The following is an 18,179-nucleotide window of genomic DNA, read 5'->3' as shown; positions in this document are numbered from 1 at the left end:
GCGACAACGCCATGCAACTCGGTGACGATCGTGATGCGTGCGCGCGGCATCTGTAGTCGTCTGGCCGGACGCGGCAGCGATGCGTTCTGGCCATGGAAAATCGCTATGATTTTCTGCATATCGATGCATCTTGGGGAGCGGACACGGTGCAACCCCCACAGCCACCGCATGGCGGCCATCCACCCGGTTACGGCCCTCCTTCGGGCCCGCCCGGCCCGCCGATGCCTCCCGGCCCGCCGGGATGGCGGCCGCCCGGCCCTCAGCCGCCGAACACCAACCCGGCCGTCGTCATCATCGCGCTCCTTGGTGCTTTGGTGCTGCTGATCGGGGCAGGGGCCGTCGTGCGGTGGTGGTTCGTGGCCCACAAGTCGAGCAAACAGGCCTCCGTGACGCCCACGATCCCCGACCTCCCGCCTCCGCCGACCTACAGCCCGCCCACCTTCAATCCGCCGACCTTCAACCCCCGGTCCTTCAGTCCGCCCACGGTGCCGTCCATCCCGGTCCCCACGTACTCACCGCCGCCGATGAACTACGGGGCCATCGCGGTAGCCCCCAACGGCGCCGTTGGCAGAGCCTGGGACTACAAGTCCGCGGCCGCGGCAAGGCAGCGGGCGTTGAAGGCGTGCCCTGCGTCCGGCTGCAAGGTCCTCACGACCTTCGTCAACGGCTGCGGCGCGGTCGCATACAACCCGAAGACCAACAGGTACTGGGGCGGCAGCGGCGCCACGCGGGCCGCAGCCCAGAAAGACGCGATATCCAACGCGGGCGGCGGCCGTACGATCACCTGGGTGTGCACCACACGGTATTCACGCTAGTGGTCGCCTACGCCCGCTTTCGTTGGCCGGGCAAGCCTCTGGCCCAGGGGATGTGAAGTCACCGATCCGCTGCTTGGACGACAGGATGTCGCGAGCTGTCCAAGCCTGCTCACTGAGGGCGTCGCTGACGGGTGGAGCGCAGACCGAGTAGGCCTCATGGGACGCGACCTCCGCTTTCCACCGCGCGGGTCGTCGGGCCCAGCATGCTGGCGCTGGACGGGCCCGGCCACGCGACCCGTTCGCTCGTCCGTACCCGCTTCACCGCCTGCGTCGAGGTGGAGGTCGCGCGACTGGTGGACGAACTCGCCCCAGTGTGACGCGCCGAGTTGCGCGGGGACCTGGCGGGGCCGGACGCGGCGAGTGTGGATCGGCACGGGGTCTGCGACGTGGCGAGGAGTCACGGCGGCTGCGCACTGGCGACTTCCGAACGCGCTGTGGCCCCCTCAGAGCTGCGATGTTGCGCCGACTCAGGTCGAGAGGTCCAGGAACTGGCTTCGGTGGACGCTGATCGCCTCCGGGCGTGCGTGTTCGGACGACACAATCATGGGCGGCCGACCTGCCGTATGTGTATGAATGGTTGTCAGCCGCCAGGCAGCAGGTTCATGCCGCGCGCTACGGGAGGATGGAGTCGACGTAGCCGCCGTCGACCCTCAGCGCCCCTCCGGTGGTGGCCGACGCCAACGGCGAGCTGAGGTAGACCACCATGTTGGCGATCTCCTCCGGCTCGATGAGCCGCTGGAGCAGGGACTGCGGCCGGTACTGGCGCATGAACACCCGCTGCGCCTCCTCCCATGGCAGGTCCTTGTCGACCAATTCGTAGACGAACTCTTCGACCCCGGCCGTGTGCGTCGGACCGGCGATCACGGAGTTGACCGTCACGCCGCTCCCGGCCGCCTCCTTCGCGAAACCGCGGGTCACGGCGAGCAGGGCCGTCTTGGTCATGCCGTAGTGGATCATCTCCGCCGGGATCACCACCGCCGAGTCGCTGGCGATGTTCACTACCCGGCCCCATCCCCGACCGATCATCCCCGGCAGGTAGGCACGGATGAGCCGCACCGCCGTCAGTACGTTCACCTCGAAGTAGCGGCGCCACTCCTCGTCCTCGATCTCCAGCGCCGGACGCGAGCCGAAGATGCCGAGGTTGTTGACGAGGATGTCGACGTCGGGCAGCCGGTCCAGAACCTGCGCCGACCCTTCGTCGGTGGCGAGGTCGCCGGGCGCCGCGAGCAGCTGCGCGTCGGGGACCTGCCCGCGCAGCCGCTCCACCGCCTCCTCGGTACGCCGGGCGTCCCGTCCGTTCACCGCGACGCGCGCGCCGGCAGCCGCGAGCCCTTCGGCGATGGCCGCGCCGATGCCCTGGGTGGAACCGGTGACCAGAGCGGTCCTGCCCTCCAAAGCGACCTGCATGGTGATCAGTGCTCCTTTGTGCTCTTGGGTGTGGCGCGCAAGCGCCGCAGGTGACGGCCGGCTGCGTCCGCCGTGCGGCGACGTCTCTGTACCCACGGCGGAAGGCGTGGCCTCGTCGTGCCGAAGCCCAGGCGGCCGGGCAGCAACGACTTGATCGACATGGTTCGCATCCTTGGTTACGAACTGCTTACGAACTGCGACGGACGCGCCTTCCGCGTGGTGTGCGCGGTCCGTCGGTCTGGCGGGTTCGAGGCTAGGCTCCCCACTTGAGACTGTCCAAGACTTACTCGGACACACTTGAGTCCTTCGAGGTCTAAATGCTCGACCTGCGACAACTCCGCTACTTCGTCGTCGTCGCCGAGACGGAGCACGTCGGCCGGGCCGCCGAGCGGCTGCACATCTCCCAGTCGCCGCTCAGCCGGCAGATCGCGCAGCTTGAGAAGAAGCTCGGTCTCACGCTGTTCGAGCGCGGCCAGCAGCGGATCCGGCTGACCGCCGACGGCAGGGTCTTCCTCGCCGAGGCCCGCGCGCTGCTGCGGCACGCGGAGCGGCTGGAGAATCTGGGCCGCCGCCTGGGCCGCGGAGAAGAGGGCGGCCTGTGCATCGGCTATGTCGCCGACGCCATGCACACCGGCATCCTGCCCCGCGCGCTGCGCGCCCTGCGCCGCGACAGCCCCGACGTCCACATCGCCCTGTACAGCCTGTCCCCCGACGAGCAGTTCGAAGGCCTGCGGCAGCGCAGCCTCGACATCGCGTTCGTCCATGAGCCTCCGGTCGAGGACGACCCCGACCTGCTGGCGGCGCCATTGGTCGAGGACCGGCTGCTGCTCGCGCTGCCCGCGGGGCATCCGCTCGCCGACAAGGAGGACGTGACCCCGAGCGACCTCGACGGTCAACCGTGGATCGCCGTCGAGGATCCCCAGGACCCCGCCTGGCGGGACACGTTCATCGCCGCCTGCACGGCGGCCGGCTTCACGCCCGACATCCGCCTCCACGCCGCCGAGCCGCTGACCGCGCTCGGCCTGGTCGCCTCCGGGCTCGGACTGGCGCTCGTGCAGCGGAGCATGGCCCGCGCCACCACGGAGGACGTCGCGGTGCGCGAGCTGCCCTGGCACGACACATGCGTCCGGCTGTGGGCCGCATGGCACCGGGTCGACCTGCGACCCCTGGTGGCGACGTTCCGCGCCACCGTGCTCGACACCGCCGGCACCGCTTGAAACCGGCGTCAGGGGCCTGCGGACGTGATGCCGGGTACGTGTTCCAATGATCAAGCGGCCGATCATCGATGCGGCATCCGGGCCTGCCCAAGAGGCGTCGGCCAAGTTCGGGATCAAACTGTAGGTGGCGGTTGAAGCCTGCTGTTTGTGCTCTCTCAGGGAGGGACGCGGCTTCAGTGTTCGCCTTCTTCTGCATATTGTTCGGCTGAACGTATCGCTGCCTCGCTCAGACCAGGGTCATCAGCTCATCAGTCGCGGCTGTTCCGGTTTCCACGGCAATGGCTGGGGCCGTGGCCATGTTGAGCAATCTGACCGCCGACAACGAAGGTCGTTCGGTGGCCCGGCATCTACGGCCGGGACGACGCTTCCGTGACCTCGCAGTGCCTGAAGCGTCGCCCGGCCGCTGCCGCCGTCCGGCTCGGCCGGAGCGCCCAGGCCACCCGCGCCGCTCAAGACCCCTGGTGGCGGCCATGAACGCTTGCAACGCGAACGACGGAGCCGCCGGCCGTCACGTCCATGACGTCGACGACGGACAGCCGGACGGACGCCTTCCGCCTCCTGCGTCTCGTATTGGGGAGCCCACCTCGCAGGTTCGGCGTATTGGTAAAGACGAGAGCATTTTCCGGCTCGCGCGGGACGACCGACTCAAGATCACTAACATCCCTCTGCATTTCGACCCGTCGTGAGCATTGACCCGCCTGTTCCTCGCACTGTGCAATCGGCCGCTGATCGACGGCGTCTCGGCCTTTACTATCAGGGATGAGTTCACTGGACGCGCGGCATTGGCGGATGCCGGGACCGAATCAGGACACGGCGCGGCTGGTGCGTGCCCACCGCGCGCTTGGGGCTGGAGGAGTTGCATGCTCGACGTCGTCTTCTCGGTGCTGGGCCCGGTCGAGGTGCGGATAGGCGACCGGCCGGTGCAGCTCGGAGGCGGCAGGCAGCGTGCGCTGCTCGTGGCGCTGCTGCTCAGCGCGGACCGCGTGGTGTCGATCGACCGGCTGGTGGACGAGCTGTGGGGTGATCTGCCGCCCGGTTCCGCCCGCACGCAGGTCCATACGCTGGTGCATCGGGTGCGGAAATCGCTGGGCGACGCCGGCGTGTTGATCGAGACCAGTCCGCCCGGCTACGTGCTTCGCACCGACTCCCCGCGGTTTTCCGTGACGGTGGACGTCGCCGAATTCACCGAACGGATCGAACGCGCCCGGAACCGGGCCGATCAGCGGCCGGACGAGGCGGTCGCCGAGTACCGGGAGGCGCTGGGGCTGTGGCGGGGGCAGCCGCTGGACGGCGCCGGCGCGGTGTTCGTCCCCCGCGAGGCGGCCCGGCTGGACGAGCTGCGTCTGACGGCGATCGAGGAGTGCCTCGCCCTCGAATTGGAGCTCGGCAGGCACACGGCCGTCGTCGCGGAGCTGTCGGCGCTGGTGTCCGAGCATCCGCTCCGCGAGCAGCTGCGCGCCCAGTTGATGCTGGCCCTGTACCGCTGCGGGAGGCGCACCGAGGCTTTGGAGGTCTACCGCAGCGGGCGCACGCTGCTGGTGGAGGCGACGGGCCTGGAACCGACGGCCCGGTTGCGCGACCTGACGAGATGATCCTGAGAGACGACTGCGCCTCTCAGCCGCCCGACGCCGTCCCACCCCGCCCTCGAGAACCACGCCCCGCAGCGGCGCCCGGGTCTGATGCAGCCGGTGCGGCCGAGCCTCCCGCAGCCGCGCTCGGTGCTCCCGCGCCTGACGTTCCCAAGCCCGCCGCAGTCGGGTCCGGCGCGGTCGCGTCCGCTTCCGACGGCAGGCGGGTCAGGGCCATCGGGGTGGTGGCGGCGATGGTTCTGTCGGTCTGCGCCGGCGGGGCGGCCGCGGCGGACAGGTTCACCACCGAGGCGTCGCAGCAGCGGTCAGGCGTGCAGTTCGTCCCCGGGCCCGCCTGGGTGGAGAGACCGCCGCGACGGCTGCCGGCGACCTTCTTCGGCACGACCATCGGAACCAAGAGCGGCGCCATGCCGGAGTTCCGCATCGGAGCGGCCCGCTTTTGGGACAGCCGCACCCGCTGGGCGAACATCCACATCGGTCCTGACTCGTTCTACTGGGACAACCTCGACCGGATGGTGGCGGGGGCGGAACGCAGGCGCCTTCCGATCCTGTACACGATGGGCATCACCCCGTCCTGGGCGGCCCCCGACGCCCCCCGAAGCGCGTATGACGACGGTTCGAGGACGGCCCCGCCGCGCAACCTCGCCGATTGGGACAAGTACGTGCGGGCGGTGGTGTCCCGTTACAAGGGGCGTATCGGCGCTTACGAGATCTGGGACTACGCCAACACACCCGAGCACTACACGGGTGACATGGCGACCCTTGTGGAGATGACGCATCGGGCCGCCGCCATCATCAAGAAGGTGGACCCGCGGGCCACCGTCGTGTGCCCCTCTTTCGGGGAGTTGTGGACGTTCCGGGGACGCCAGGACTTGGCGAGGTTCGCGCGGCTGGGCGGCTACCGCTTCTGCGACGCCGCAGCCGTCAAGCTGCATCCGCGCCGCAACACGGGCCGTCCCGAGGAGATGACGGAGCTGGCCGTCCTCATCTACAACACGCTGCACAATGCGGGGGTCCATCTGCCCATGTGGGCGACGGGGCCCGGTCACTCCATCCCCACGGAGCGCCCCTTGCGGGAGGAGGACGCCAACAACTACGCGGTGCGCTTCTACCTGGCGGGCCTGTACGCCCGTTACGCCCGCATGTACTTCTACAGCTGGGGCATCCAAGGCCTGCCCCTCGTGCTTCAAGTGGAGGGAAGCCCGCCGACGCGGGCGGCCCTGTTCATCGATCGCCTTCAGAAGTGGCTGGACGGGGCGTCCGTGCGGTCGTGCGGGCAGGGCCGGGCCAACGGGCTGCCGGACGGGGCGTGGCAGTGCCGGTTCAGACTTCCCGATGCGCGCGGCGGCGAGGAGGTCGCCGTGCGTTGGACGGCGGAGGGCACCGCCGCTATGGCCTTGGAGCCCGGTGCGCGGCGCGTCGACCATCTCGACGGCCGGTCCGTGCCCGTGCGCGCCGGGCAGACCGTGGTGATCAGCGAGCGTCCCGTCCTGATCCGCTTCGGCCGGGCGGCCTGACCAGCGCAGACAGGAGTCGGATAGCGATCGGATAGCCGCGGCGCGCTACCGATTGGTGCGGGTCCGCCTCGGGGGCGCGGACCCGACGCTCCCGGCCGGCTGCGGGGGCGCACCGGCCATCAGCGGAACGAACGGGGGGATGTCGCATGCTCCGGAACGCCGTCCGCGTCGCCGCCGCGATCGCGGCCTTGTCCGCGTTAACGGCGATCACCGTCGCGGAGGCCGGCGCTCCGGTGGGGGGATCCGGCGTCGCCGACGCGTCGGTCCGGTCGAGCGGCTGGACCGCCGATCCGCCGGTCCCCGTCGGCAAGGTCGGCTTCGGCGTCGACATCGTCGGCGTCACCGACGGGAGCATGCCGACCATCGACGTGGGGGCGGTCCGGCTGCGGGACGACGCGACGCGCTGGTCGAAGATCGAACCGAGGCAGGACGAGTACGACTGGTCGACGCTCGACAAGCTCGTCGACGGGGCCCGGTCCAAGGGGCTGCCGGTCCTGTACACGATGGGCCAGACCCCGCTGTGGGCCAACCCGGACGGCGTCCACTGCAGGTACAAGGAGCCCTGCACCATCGAACCGCCGGACGACCTGCGCGACTGGGACGACTACGTCCGCCGCGTGGCCACTCGATACAAGGGTCGTATCGAGGCGTACGAGCTGTGGAACGAGGCCACGCATCCCGGCTTCTACGGCGGCACCGTCGAGCAGATGGTGGAGATGGCGCGCCGGGCCTACCAGATCATCAAGTCGGTCGACCCGTCCGCCCTGGTGATCAGCCCGAGCGCGACCATGCTGCACCGGGCGCAGACGCGGACCTGGATGAGCCGGTTCGCCTCGCTCGGCGGCTACTCCTACGCCGACCGGGTCGCCGTCCACCTCTACGAGGACGGCACCGACGACGTGATCGGCTGGCCGGAGCGGGCCGAGGCCATGGTCGCCACGGCGCGCTCGGTGCTGGCCGCCCACGGCGTCGACAAGCCGATCTGGGACACCGAGACCACGGAGGAACCGGAGCCGGAGCCGCCGTTCCCCGGTACCGCACGCGAGGCCGCCGACTGGGTGACCCGCTACTACCTGATGGGCCTCTACAACCGGCTCGGGCGTTCCTACTACTACGGCTGGGGCGACGCGAACCTCGGACTCAGGCTCCAGGACGCAGGAGAACCGCCGACCCCTGCCGGGCGCGCCGTGACGCAACTCGTCGGATGGCTGAAGGGGGCGTCCATTCGGTTCTGCGGCCACGGGACCGCCGACGGGTTGCCTCCTGAGATGTGGCAGTGCGGCTTCGTCTACGCGTCGGGCGAGTACGCCCTCATCCGGTGGACCGCACAAGGCTCGGTCAGCTACCCCGCCGGCCCGACGGCCTACGAGGCCGAACGCATCGGCGAAGCGCCCCGGCCCGTCCGGCCGGGCCAGTCCCTGCAGATCACCGGCACCCCGGTCATCATCCGCCACCGGTGACCGGAGCATCCCAGAGGAGGACCTGATGAAGCGGCGTGCCGCAGGCGCCGTACTGGCGGCCCTGGCGGTTGTTCTCACCGGCTGCTCGGGAGAGGTTTACGTGGACCCCACGGTGAAAGCCTTCCGGCATCTGGACGAGAAGGTTCTCCCCGGGTTGGAGCGGCCGCACTGGGCGGACGTCGAGGTCGACGTGTTCGCGCACGCCGGAAGCATCCCCCCGTTCAGGATGAACGCGCAGATGCGCGGCACCCAGCGCTCCGCGCCCGACCAGTCCGCCACTGACCTGGACCTGCGGTCGGTCACCACCACCGTGACAAAGCCGTATACGGAGAGGAAGGTCGTCCGCACCGGGTCCGTCCGGGTGATCGTGCTGGGCGGCCGCACCTACGTCCGCAACACGCTGCAATCGTCGCGCTGGCGCATGGTCACCGCGGCGACGACGGTGGTGGGGGACCGCAGGCTCGATCCGGCGGGCACCGTGACGATGCTGAAGACGACCATGCTTGCGGCGATGATCCGAGGCAAGGGCCCCCTGGTCGGCACGCCCACCCCGACCACCGCGTCCGGCCTGCGGCTGCGCCGGTACGGGGTCACCTGCACGGTGGACGAGTGCCTCAAGGAGGAGCCGGACCTCCGCGAGCTCGCCCGCAAGGTCTATCCGGGCGACGCGATCATCAACCTCACTCTCTCCGTGGACGAACAGGACCGCGTCCGGCTGCTGGAAGTCGAAAGCGAATTCCCCGTCGGCAACGAGGACATGACGCAAGGAGCGCTCGTGAAATTCAAAGCGAAGCTCACGCTGCACGACCACGGCAAGCCGCAGCAGATCACGGCTCCCGCACTCTGAGCTCAGGTCGAATCGGATCGGCGTCACCGGCTCGTTCCGCGGGCGCACGAAACGGCGGCCGGCACAGGCAGATGTGATCACCTTGCCCCGGGGCGCTTCAGCGCTCCGGCGCCCGGGTCGCCCGCCCGGCGGTCTCGGCAACGCGGACGCATCCGGTTGCCCGCTCCGCGAGCATCCGCAGGCGCGGTGACGTGGGTTCTCCGTAGGGGGCGCTCATCGTGAATTCAGCGCTGACCGGCGTGGACAGGACTCTGACAGAGCACTGCAAGTCGACATGAATAGCGTGACGCTCAAGAAATCCCCTGGAAGCCGATACAGGTGATGCACATGATTGAGGCCCGCACCTACGCTCTCTTGGGCCTCATCGGCGGCATCGTTCTCCTCGCCGTCGGGTTGATCACGATTGGCTGTGACACCGTTCGATGCGGCGACCACGTGATGTCGCCCCACGACGTCTGCCGCGCGTTTTCCGAGTACAGCTCCACCGAGCGCACATACGAAGAGCAGAAGGCCGCCGACAGGCGCCTGTCCCTTTCTTTGATGATCGGCGGCCCGACTCTGGCGATCACGTCGGGCGGGTGCCTCGCTTGGAGCAGCCGCCGCCGCGCGAAGTCCTCCTAGAACGCAGACGGGCATGCCGCCGCCGGCCGCCACACCGAACCGTCATCGGCATGGACCGACCACGAGACGTTCCGACCAGCACGGTTCTGCCTGCCCTTTCAAGACCGTCACCGGAGACCAGGCGCAGGGGCACGACGGCGGCACGGCAGCCGTCATATCGGCGGTCCCACGCGTGCGCTGGTCAATGTCACGCACGCAGGCGTCATAGTGGCGCGCGACGGACCTGGCCGCCGTACTGGCGCGGCAAGGAAGGCCGGTCGGATGCAAGCCGACCGCATCCGGCGGCGCGGGCCGCATGCCGACGAAACCCTCGCCGCTGGAACACCACGTTTCCGGCGACGGTCTTCTCTGTCGTTTCCGCCGCGTCCCCCGGCTCCGACGCCTTTGGGGAGATCGGCGTTCGTCCCGTCTGACGGGACGACATACGATGGCGCCCATGATCCCGCGCAGGGACGAGGACACGCTGTCCGCTCGGATCGCGGCGCTCCTCGGGGCGTTCCGCGCCGGGGACGACGCCGTCGGCGCGGCGGAGCTCGCCCGCCGCACCGGCCTGCCCAAGTCCACCGTCCACCGGATCACCAGCGACCTGGTGCGGACCGGCCTGCTGGAGCGGCACGGACGCAAGGTCCGTCTCGGTCTGGCCCTGTTCGAGATCGGCCAGCGGGTGCCGCGCCAGCGCGTCCTGCGCGAGGCCGCCGTCCCCTTCATGTCCGACCTGCGCGAGGCGACCCGCCAGACCGTGCACTTGGCCGTGCTCGACGGCCGCGAGGTCGTCTACGTGGAGAAGCTCACCACACCTGGCGGACCGCCGCTCCCATCCTCCGTGGGCGGCCGGGTGCCCGCGGCCGCAACCGGCGTCGGCAAAGCGATCCTCGCCTTCTCCCCTTCCGCGACCGTCGAGCGCATGCTGCGGGGCGACCTGCCCCGCCTCACCGAACGCACCATCACCGCGCCCGGCCTGCTGGCGCGCGAACTGCGCCGCGTCCGCCGCGACGGCGTCGCCTACGACCGTGAGGAGTCCGGTCCCGGCATCACCTGCGTCGCCAGCCCCGTCCTGGGCCCCGACGGCAACGCCATCGCGGCCCTGTCGCTGTCAGGGTGGAGCAGCCGCATGCATCCCGCCCGCTACTCCCCCGCCGTCCGCACCGCCGCCCTCGCCCTGAGCCGCGCCCTCCACACGGGCGGGTGATGCCGAGCGACGGTCCGCCGACCAGTCGTTGTCGATGACACGCGGCCCGGCGGCGACCGCCACCCCGGCTACAGGCCGCTGGAGTAGGCAAGTGAACTGGCACCTTCCGGCAGGCCCTGCCCTCGATACCTTCGGAGTGCCCGCTTCTGCTGGAGGTGACGTCGTCGTGTCCGACACCGTCGTCTCGGCCGTGCCCCGGCACCTGTTCATTCCGGACGTCGCCATGGTGGGCGCGATCGTGGACGACCCGGACTCCTGGATCGACCGGACCACCGACCCCGACCGATGGTGGCAGGCCGTCAACGACGACCGGGCGATCGTCACCCAGCTCAACGACGGCGCAGTCGACCTGGCCGACAAGACCGGCGCCGACCCGGCCGCCCTGCCCACCTGCTCCTGCTCGGCCCCCAGCCTCGTCCGGCGCATGCTGGAACTCCTCGACGTCGAGCGCGGACACAAGGTGCTGGAAATCGGCACCGGCACCGGATGGACCGCCGGGCTACTGACCGCCCTCGGCGCCGACGTCGTCACCGTCGAGATCGACCCCGCCCTCGCCGCCCAGGCGCGCGCCAACCTGACCGCCGCCGGACTGTCGCCGACCGTGGTCGTCGCAGACGGCGCCGACGGCTATGAGCCCGCCGCCCCCTACGACCGGGTGCACGTCACCTGCGGCGTGGCCACGGTGCCGTACGCGTGGGTGGAGCAAACCCGTCCCGGCGGGGTCATCGTCGCGCCGTGGACGCCCGGCTGGACGTCCGGGCACCTGGTCCGGCTCACCGTGACGGCCGACGGGACCGCGTCCGGCCCGATCGGCGACCGGTGCGCCTTCATGCTCATGCGCGACCAGCGCCCGGCAGCGGTGCCGCTCACCGGAGAGCCGCGGGAAACGTGGACCTGCCTTGACCCGCGCGAGCTCGGGGCGGCGGGCGACGGCCTGGCCGTGGCGATCGCCGGACTGCTGCCGGGCGTATCCGGCGGCGGGTTCACCAACGCGGACGGCACCTACCGGCTCGGCGCACGCCAAGGCGACTCCCACGCACTCGTCGTCGCTGCCCCCGGCCGCCCCGGGGCGGAGGTCACCCAGAGCGGCCCGCGCAACCTGTGGGACGAGATCGCAACGGCCTACCACCGGTGGGTGGCGTGGGGCCGCCCGGACAAATCCCGCTTCGGCCTGTCGGTGACCCCGCACGGCACGCACGTCTGGCTCGACCGTCCCGACCGTCCCGTCCAGGAGTTGTAGGTGGGCAAGCACAGCAAGAAGGTGACCTGCTCGATGTGCAACGGCACGGGCAAGCAGACCTTCAACAACGACAACCGGCAAGAGGAACGCCCGTGCCCGGGCTGCAACGGAACCGGCCAGGTTTAACGCCGGCCTGTCCGCACTTCGAGCGCTCGGCGACCGCTCTGCCGGTCCTCCTGCTGCTGGACATCGAACGTGCTGGAATACGCGCCTGAAGGGGGATCTTGTGGCCGGCCACCCCGTTGCGCCCCCGAGCCCGCTCCGCCACACCCGCCGGATCGGCTGGGGCGACCTGCCCCGTCCCTTGCGGGAGGCGTTCACCCACGCGATGGGAGCCGACGTCGCCCGCGAGGACCGCCAAACAGGCGGCTGGTCCCCTGGCATGGCTTCCCGCCTGACCCTGCAAGACGGCCGCCGAATCTTCCTCAAGGCGATCTCCGCCGACCGCGACCCGCACGCACCAGATCTGTACCGGCGCGAGGCCACCACCACCGCCGCGCTGCCCGACGCGGCGCCCGCCCCGCGCTTGCGCTGGACCTACGACGCCGAGGGGTGGGTCGCGCTCGCCCTCGACGACATCGACGGGCGCATGCCCGCCCAACCCTGGCGCCGCGACGACCTCGACCTCGTCGTCCAAGCTCTGGCAGTGATGGCCGACGCCCTCACGCCCGCGCCGGACGGCACCCTCCCGATCGGCGTCGACCTGGCCGACAACTTCTCCTCCTGGCGGCGCCTCGCCGGAGACCGCACCGGCGGCACTCCCCAAGCCGTCGACAGGCTCCCCGCCTGGGCCCGCGACAACCTGGACCAGCTCGCCGCGCTCGAAGCGGACTGGGCCGCCGCGGCGGCCGGGAACACGCTCAGCCACACCGACCTGCGGGCCGACAACATCCTGATCACCGCCGGCGGCGTCAAGGTCGTGGACTGGGCGTACGCGGTGGCCAGTACCCCATGGACCGACCTGCTGCTGATGCTGCCATCCGTGGCCGCCTCCAGTCGCATCGACCCCGAACCGATCTGGCACGCCTTCCCCCGCTCCCGCAACGTGCCCGATGATCAGGCCAACGCGGTGCTCGCCGCCCTCGCCGGCGACTTCCTCACCCAGTCCCTCCGCACCGCCCCGCCCAACATCCCGGGACTGAGGCAGCACCAACGGGCCAAGGGCGAAGCCGCACTCCGCTGGCTCCGCACCAGACTCGCAACCACTCATCTGTGAGGGCGCCGCTCAACAGGGGGCGACCATCGCCACCCGCTGCCCAGGACCGGCCAGCAGCGGCGTCACAGCCGCCTGTTCTGGCCGCGCCCGCCCCGCCCGCCAAGATCGCCGGGACGGGGATCGTAGCGGTGACCGCGGACGCGGGGGCGGAGACCGTGTTTCTCGGCTGCGGCCGTGCGGCACGTTTGCGAGCACGGCGGAGATCGGGTGCGGTCATCGTTCACGACGCTGTAGCGTCGAGCCGTGACGCACGACTCCTCGTCCGAACGAACCAAGTGGAAGATCCACGGCGAGCGTGTGGTCGACGAGAATCGCCACATCCGCCTGTCGATCGCCAGCGTTGAACTGCCCAACGGCGTCCAATTCGACCAGTACGTCGTTCGGCTCCCTCGATGCGTTATGACGATCGCGCTGGACGACGCCGGCGAGAACGTGCTGCTGATATGGCGCCACCGGTTCATCATCGACCAATGGGACTGGGAGATCCCCGGCGGATACGTCAACCCCGGCGAGGACCCGGCCGCGGCCGCCGCACGGGAGATGGAAGAGGAAACGGGTTGGCGCCCCCGCAACCTGGAGTTCTTGTTCTCCTTCCAGCCGATGATCGGGTCCGCCGACGCACCCCAGGATCTGTACTTGGCACGGGGCGCCGAACTGGTCGGCGAACCACACATCGACGAAGCCGAAGCGATCCGGTGGGTGCCGCTACAGGAGGCTCAGGAGCTCATCAAGCGCGGCGAAATCGTCGGTGCCGCCACGATCATGGGCGTTCTTCACGTACTCGCAGATCAGGCAACCGATCCTCGGCGTACTCCATGAGTTCCCGCACATCGGGTTCCGCAGCGTACGGGCTCAGCGCGCGGCAAGCGTCGCCGATGTACCGGTACACGCGGGACGAAGTGAGCGCGACTGCCATGTCGATAGCAGTCCGAACGTGGGCACAGGCTTCGTCGACCTTCCCCTGGAGGGCCAGCGCCGTCCCCAGGACAGCGATGTTGAAGGTCTTTCCCCGCCGGTAAGACGGGTCCATGTCCAGCGACCGCAACGCGTACTGTTCTGTCTCTTCTCCTCGGCCGAGTTCGCGGAAGCAGTGCGCGATCTTCGCGGCGAAGTACGCCTCGTCGAAGTAGTCCAGCCATGCCGGCATCTCAGTGTCGGCGGCGCGCTCGTAGCTCTTTTCGGCCCTGGTCAGCGCCAACGCGCACGCTCGGGCCTCTTGCTGGGCGGCGTACCCGTGGGCCTCCATAACCTGACACTCCGTTAACAACACGGGCATTCCCGCCCGCTGTGCAGCGGACTGGGCGGCACGGGCCAGTTCGACGGCCCGCCGCGACTGCGCCACGTACTGGGCCTGCTGGCTCATCGCGGCCAGAATCTCCCCTGCGAGCCCGTAGTCGTCGGCGACCTTGGCCAAAGCCAAGGCTTGGATCAGGTACCGCTGCGCGAGCCCTTGTTTGTCCATGTCGTGATACAGCCACGCGGCCAGCTTGGTCAGGTCGGCAACGGCGGCGAAGAACTGTGGCCGGACTTCCTCTGTGCAACGCCCGTCGCGCAGCAGGGGCGCGACATGCGTGTTCAGGTACTCCACCACGGGACCGCGGACATGGCCGCCGCCGAGCCGGTTGTCCAGGATGCGGAAGGCGTTGGTAACCTGCCTGATCTCCTCGACATCAGCGGTGCCGATGCGTCGGCCCGCAGCCGGCGTGGGCTGCGAATCCCAGGGACCTACGAGCCAGCCGAGCGCGGCCGAAGCGAAGGCAGTTGGATCGAAGTCAGCGTCGACAAGCAGCCGCTGCTGTTCAGCGTCGGCCCTCCACAGCTGGGACGCGACCTGGACGCACGCGCTCCGGGAAGTTGGCAGTTCCAGCCCAATATCGGGCGGAACGACCGGTGCGGACATGCCGATGTCGGCGGCTGTTATACGACGTCCCAGCTCGATGGTGAAAATTTCGGCGATGATCTGCGGAACGGGACGGCGGGGCTGTTCTCCGCGCAACCACCGCGCCACGGAACTGTGGTTGTACCGCAGGTGAGGGGCACCGCGTACCTTCCCCAGCCTGACAACGCGGCTGGCCAGACCCTTGTTGGAGAACCCGGCCTCTTCCATCAACTTCGCCAGCCGACGGTTGGGCTCGATGTTCCTAGACGCCATCGGTGTGCCTCCTGAGGGCTGCTGGTGGCTGCAGTGTGGCATGAGCCACTGCGCACGTCCGAGGCTTGCAATCACTCGCACGCCCCCCAGTTCACGCACCCACCCTGCGCGCACGCCTTTTGACGACCGCTCCCGGTCGGCTTCTCTTTCGTCCGGGAGGCCACTTCGATGACGACGAAGCACCAGCGCGTTCGCGCGCAGTTCCAGCGGGCTGCTGAAGACGCCCGCAGGATCGCTGCTGCGGCCACCGTCACCGGCAGCGTTATGGACGATTCCGTACAGGCATTTCCCGAATGGGACGTTTCGACCAACGCGGACCGGTCTACGATGCACCGTTCTCTTCAGCCGTGCGCTGAACTCGCTCGTGAAGACCAACCCACGGTCTCAGACACGCACCCGCCCCGCGCGCCTAAGCCCTCCTGCCAGCCCACCAGAGTCACCGGCAACGCCAAGATCCGCCGCACCACCGGCAAGCGCAACCGCTCGGCGACGAAACGGTCGGAATGAACATAGCCGGGCACCCCTAAGCCCACGCCCCCCACACACAAGAAATCGACCCCGGGCCGCTGCGCCAACAGCGGGAATCCCCGGGGCCTTGCCGGACGTCGGAGGTCCGACTCATATGCCCCATTATCACCCACCAACGCCGTTCGCCATCGCCCGATCCCTAACCGATCGCGCCCCTGAGACGGTCGTGACGGACTGGACTCGCGGTGCGGCCCTACTGCCCGCTGGCCGCCGCTGGGATGCTGTCCAAGCCCCCGCACCGCTCGGGCGGGCGCTCCTCTCCCACGGACACACCCTCGGCAAGGGCGTGGAAAGCGGCGCCTGGCCGGTGTTCTGCGGCCCGAGCGACGACGACCAGGTGTTGTTCTTCTTCCTCGTGCCGCCCGGTACCGCCAAGGCTTGGAAGGTCAAGGGCATCGTCTGCCTGTGCCAGGAAGACGTAGCGGTCCCGGCGCCCACGTTGGAGGGCCCCTGCACCGACCTGCACCCTGCCGCCGATGTCGCGCGCTCCACCGTGACGGTCCGGCACTGGATCCAGACCCCACACCTCACCCCCAAGGGGAAAGTGGTCCTCGCCGAGCCCCACTTGCTGGCGCAGGGCCTTGAGACCGCCCTCGAACACGCGGGGGCGGTGCGATGACCGGCCACCTCTCCCACGACGGGCCCCCCGATGTGCGGGACCTGCCCCCGTACGCCCGGCTCTACAGCCCGGAGTTCCACGCCGACCCGGAGGCCGCCTGGCAGCGGCTCCGCGAGCGCGGCCGGGTCGCGTGGGTGGAGATCGAGCCTGGCGTTCCCGCGATCCTCGTACTGGACTACTACCTCATCCTGTCCATCTGCCGGAATGCCACCGGTGCCTGGACCAGAAGGACCAGCACGTCGCGCGCTTGGACCGAGGGCTGGATTCGTGCAGGCTCGGAGACCGCGGCGATGATCCGCGAGTGGCCGAACATGCTGTTCGCGGAAGGCTCCGAACACGAGCGCCTGCGCGCTCCCGTGGTGGCGGCCCTGCGCACTGTCGATGTACGCGAGTTGCAGGCGTACGTCGAGCAGTCCGCTTTGGAGCTGATCGGCCGGCTTCTCCCACAAGGCCGGGCCGAGTTGATCAGCGAGTACGCAGTGGTGCTGCCGCTTATCGCCATGAGCTGGTTGTTCGGCTTGGACGAGATAGAGCGGTGGCGGCTCCCGGAACTTATGAAGCGGATCTGGGACGCCGATGGTGCCGACCAGGCGGCCTACGACCTGGCACGCATCATGGACGTCACGGTGCGGCGTCACCAGCAGGGCCTTGCCCATGGCCCGCTCACCACAGCCCTGACCCGGCAACCGGGCAAGCTTACCCACGAGGAGATCGTGGGCACGCTGGTGCTGATGGTCGGCGCGGGCAGCCAGCCCGCAGCCAACCTCATCGCCAACACAGTCGCGGAAATCCTTACCAACACGCAGCTCCACCTCGAAGTGACGTCGCTGGCCCTACCGGCCGACGACGTGGTGCACCACACGCTGTGGGCACGGCCGCCGATCACCCACTACCCGCCCCTGGTCGCCAAGAACAACGTCAGCATCGACCGGGTGTTCATTCCGCGGGGCACCCTGGCCCTGCTCGGCCTAGGCCCCGCCGGCCACCAGATCCACCAAGCCCACCGCAGCCCCTACAACCGCGATTACGCTGCGCTCCACAACAACCGCGGCTACGTCGCGTTCGGTGTCGGCCCGCACCAGTGCCCAGCCAGACTGCACGCACTGGTCATCGCACAGACCGCGGTGACCACCCTGCTGGCCGAGCTGCGGGACCTGCACCTAGCCGACCAACTCCGCTGGCGACCGTCCCCCTTCGCCAGGGCACTCGACCGGCTCGACGTCGAGTTCACCCCCCGCCCGTTCCCCACCCTGCGTCCGGAAGGCACCCACCCCTCATGGCACCCCAGAACCGTTGGACTCTCCCCGTCCAATCCGACCTCGACGGCAGCATCACGGGCGAACTCCTCACGCGGGGGGAGGTGGTTCCGGTTGCCCTTCCGGGGGACGTCCCGGCACGGGCGGTAACCAGCTACCGCGCTATCAAGGCGGTGCTGACTGACGTCACCGTCAGCAAGAACCCGGACAACTGGCGCCTGTGGGTAGGCGGGCACATCCCCGACGACTGGCCGCTGATCTCCTGGGTGGCCCCTCGGAACATGTTCACCGCCGACGCCGGCGATCACTGGCGGCTACGCCGCCCGGTCCAGGACGCGTTCCACCCGAAGCGGGTCGATGCGATGCGGCCCCGCATCACCCGCATCGTCAACGAACTGCTCGACCAGCTCGCCCTCGCCGCCGACGGTGGCGGCCCGGTCGACCTCAAGCGGCACTTCGCACTGGAGGTGCCGCTGCGGGTGATCTGCGACCTGTTCGGGGTGCCC

General features: G+C 69.6%; 17 protein-coding genes and 1 pseudogene. 16 read left to right on the top strand and 2 right to left on the bottom strand.

From position 1 onward, the window contains the following. The first annotated feature begins 314 nt into the window (after window positions 1-314). Window positions 315-815, top strand: coding sequence for a DUF4189 domain-containing protein (locus AR3_RS29735; protein WP_227023325.1), 501 nt, complete (start codon window positions 315-317; stop codon window positions 813-815). Window positions 816-1,427: 612 nt separating this feature from the next. On the opposite strand, the gene AR3_RS16385 is transcribed toward AR3_RS29735, so the two are convergent. After that, window positions 1,428-2,222: an SDR family NAD(P)-dependent oxidoreductase gene (locus tag AR3_RS16385; protein ID WP_067915085.1), complete on the bottom strand. Its 795-nt coding sequence runs from the start codon at window positions 2,220-2,222 to the stop codon at window positions 1,428-1,430. 317 nt (window positions 2,223-2,539) lie between these two features. Between AR3_RS16385 and AR3_RS16380 the strand changes: the two genes are divergently transcribed. The 11 genes from AR3_RS16380 to AR3_RS16335 all read left to right on the top strand — a co-directional run bounded on the left by AR3_RS16380 (window position 2,540) and on the right by AR3_RS16335 (window position 13,937). Further along, the gene (locus tag AR3_RS16380) at window positions 2,540-3,439 is read left to right on the top strand and encodes a LysR substrate-binding domain-containing protein (protein WP_067915084.1); all 900 of its coding nucleotides are present in this window, start codon (window positions 2,540-2,542) and stop codon (window positions 3,437-3,439) included. 860 nt (window positions 3,440-4,299) lie between these two features. Continuing rightward, window positions 4,300-5,031, top strand: coding sequence for an AfsR/SARP family transcriptional regulator (locus AR3_RS16375; RefSeq protein ID WP_067915083.1), 732 nt, complete (start codon window positions 4,300-4,302; stop codon window positions 5,029-5,031). A gap of 230 nt (window positions 5,032-5,261) precedes the next feature. Continuing rightward, the gene (locus AR3_RS16370) at window positions 5,262-6,545 is read left to right on the top strand and encodes a hypothetical protein (RefSeq protein WP_146150351.1); all 1,284 of its coding nucleotides are present in this window, start codon (window positions 5,262-5,264) and stop codon (window positions 6,543-6,545) included. Between the two features lie 146 nt (window positions 6,546-6,691). Beyond that, window positions 6,692-8,005 (top strand): endo-1,4-beta-xylanase, encoded by a 1,314-nt coding sequence (locus AR3_RS16365; protein WP_067915081.1) that lies wholly within the window; start codon window positions 6,692-6,694, stop codon window positions 8,003-8,005. A gap of 25 nt (window positions 8,006-8,030) precedes the next feature. Beyond that, window positions 8,031-8,852, top strand: coding sequence for a hypothetical protein (locus tag AR3_RS16360; protein WP_146150350.1), 822 nt, complete (start codon window positions 8,031-8,033; stop codon window positions 8,850-8,852). Window positions 8,853-9,179: 327 nt separating this feature from the next. Further along, on the top strand, window positions 9,180-9,473 hold the full coding sequence (locus AR3_RS16355) for a hypothetical protein (protein WP_146150349.1): 294 nt from the start codon (window positions 9,180-9,182) through the stop codon (window positions 9,471-9,473). Window positions 9,474-9,909: 436 nt separating this feature from the next. Continuing rightward, window positions 9,910-10,662, top strand: a complete 753-nt coding sequence (locus AR3_RS16350) for an IclR family transcriptional regulator (protein ID WP_106259099.1) — start codon at window positions 9,910-9,912, stop codon at window positions 10,660-10,662. Window positions 10,663-10,828: 166 nt separating this feature from the next. After that, entirely contained in the window at window positions 10,829-11,902 is a 1,074-nt protein-coding gene (locus tag AR3_RS16345; protein ID WP_067915077.1) for a methyltransferase domain-containing protein, read from the top strand. Then, window positions 11,903-12,028 carry a hypothetical protein gene (locus tag AR3_RS32620; protein ID WP_281179276.1) on the top strand — a complete coding sequence of 42 codons (126 nt, stop codon included), beginning with the start codon at window positions 11,903-11,905 and terminating at the stop codon, window positions 12,026-12,028. 256 nt (window positions 12,029-12,284) lie between these two features. After that, window positions 12,285-13,118, top strand: coding sequence for a phosphotransferase family protein (locus AR3_RS16340; protein WP_067915076.1), 834 nt, complete (start codon window positions 12,285-12,287; stop codon window positions 13,116-13,118). 243 nt (window positions 13,119-13,361) lie between these two features. After that, a complete protein-coding gene (locus AR3_RS16335; protein ID WP_067915075.1) occupies window positions 13,362-13,937 on the top strand; it encodes an NUDIX domain-containing protein in 576 nt (191 codons plus the stop codon). On the opposite strand, the gene AR3_RS16330 is transcribed toward AR3_RS16335, so the two are convergent. Next, window positions 13,879-15,270 carry an NsdA family TPR-like regulatory protein gene (locus tag AR3_RS16330; RefSeq protein ID WP_067915074.1) on the bottom strand — a complete coding sequence of 464 codons (1,392 nt, stop codon included), beginning with the start codon at window positions 15,268-15,270 and terminating at the stop codon, window positions 13,879-13,881. The genes AR3_RS16335 and AR3_RS16330 overlap by 59 nt on opposite strands. Window positions 15,271-15,438: 168 nt before the next feature. Between AR3_RS16330 and AR3_RS30650 the strand changes: the two genes are divergently transcribed. The 4 genes and pseudogenes from AR3_RS30650 to AR3_RS16315 all read left to right on the top strand — a co-directional run. Then, a complete protein-coding gene (locus tag AR3_RS30650) occupies window positions 15,439-15,777 on the top strand; it encodes a hypothetical protein (RefSeq protein WP_146150416.1) in 339 nt (112 codons plus the stop codon). Window positions 15,778-16,084: 307 nt separating this feature from the next. Continuing rightward, a complete protein-coding gene (locus tag AR3_RS16325; RefSeq protein WP_106259377.1) occupies window positions 16,085-16,417 on the top strand; it encodes a hypothetical protein in 333 nt (110 codons plus the stop codon). Further along, window positions 16,414-17,823, top strand: coding sequence for a cytochrome P450 family protein (locus AR3_RS16320; protein WP_067915072.1), 1,410 nt, complete (start codon window positions 16,414-16,416; stop codon window positions 17,821-17,823). Before AR3_RS16325 ends, AR3_RS16320 begins: the two co-directional genes overlap by 4 nt. Window positions 17,824-17,846: 23 nt before the next feature. Next, window positions 17,847-18,179: pseudogene (locus AR3_RS16315) on the top strand (cytochrome P450); the annotation flags it as partial.

Source organism: Actinomadura rubrobrunea NBRC 15275 (genome assembly GCF_001552235.1).
GTDB classification, from domain to species: domain Bacteria; phylum Actinomycetota; class Actinomycetes; order Streptosporangiales; family Streptosporangiaceae; genus Spirillospora; species Spirillospora viridilutea.
The sequence above is the reverse complement of the archived record's forward strand: the minus strand, read 5'-3'. Positions and strand labels throughout refer to the sequence as shown.

Bases quoted from the DNA above. Each gene is read 5' to 3' on its own strand.
- AR3_RS16355 (WP_146150349.1), top strand. From the start codon at position 9,180: ATGATTGAGGCCCGCACCTACGCTCTCTTGGGCCTCATCGGCGGCATC.
- AR3_RS16340 (WP_067915076.1), top strand. From the start codon at position 12,285: ATGGCTTCCCGCCTGACCCTGCAAGACGGCCGCCGAATCTTCCTCAAG.
- AR3_RS16365 (WP_067915081.1), top strand. From the start codon at position 6,692: ATGCTCCGGAACGCCGTCCGCGTCGCCGCCGCGATCGCGGCCTTGTCC.
- AR3_RS16375 (WP_067915083.1), top strand. From the start codon at position 4,300: ATGCTCGACGTCGTCTTCTCGGTGCTGGGCCCGGTCGAGGTGCGGATA.
- AR3_RS16370 (WP_146150351.1), top strand. From the start codon at position 5,262: ATGGTTCTGTCGGTCTGCGCCGGCGGGGCGGCCGCGGCGGACAGGTTC.
- AR3_RS16330 (WP_067915074.1), bottom strand. From the start codon at position 15,270: ATGGCGTCTAGGAACATCGAGCCCAACCGTCGGCTGGCGAAGTTGATG.
- AR3_RS16385 (WP_067915085.1), bottom strand. From the start codon at position 2,222: ATGCAGGTCGCTTTGGAGGGCAGGACCGCTCTGGTCACCGGTTCCACC.
- AR3_RS16350 (WP_106259099.1), top strand. From the start codon at position 9,910: ATGATCCCGCGCAGGGACGAGGACACGCTGTCCGCTCGGATCGCGGCG.
- AR3_RS16360 (WP_146150350.1), top strand. From the start codon at position 8,031: ATGAAGCGGCGTGCCGCAGGCGCCGTACTGGCGGCCCTGGCGGTTGTT.
- AR3_RS30650 (WP_146150416.1), top strand. From the start codon at position 15,439: ATGACGACGAAGCACCAGCGCGTTCGCGCGCAGTTCCAGCGGGCTGCT.
- AR3_RS16320 (WP_067915072.1), top strand. From the start codon at position 16,414: ATGACCGGCCACCTCTCCCACGACGGGCCCCCCGATGTGCGGGACCTG.
- AR3_RS16380 (WP_067915084.1), top strand. From the start codon at position 2,540: ATGCTCGACCTGCGACAACTCCGCTACTTCGTCGTCGTCGCCGAGACG.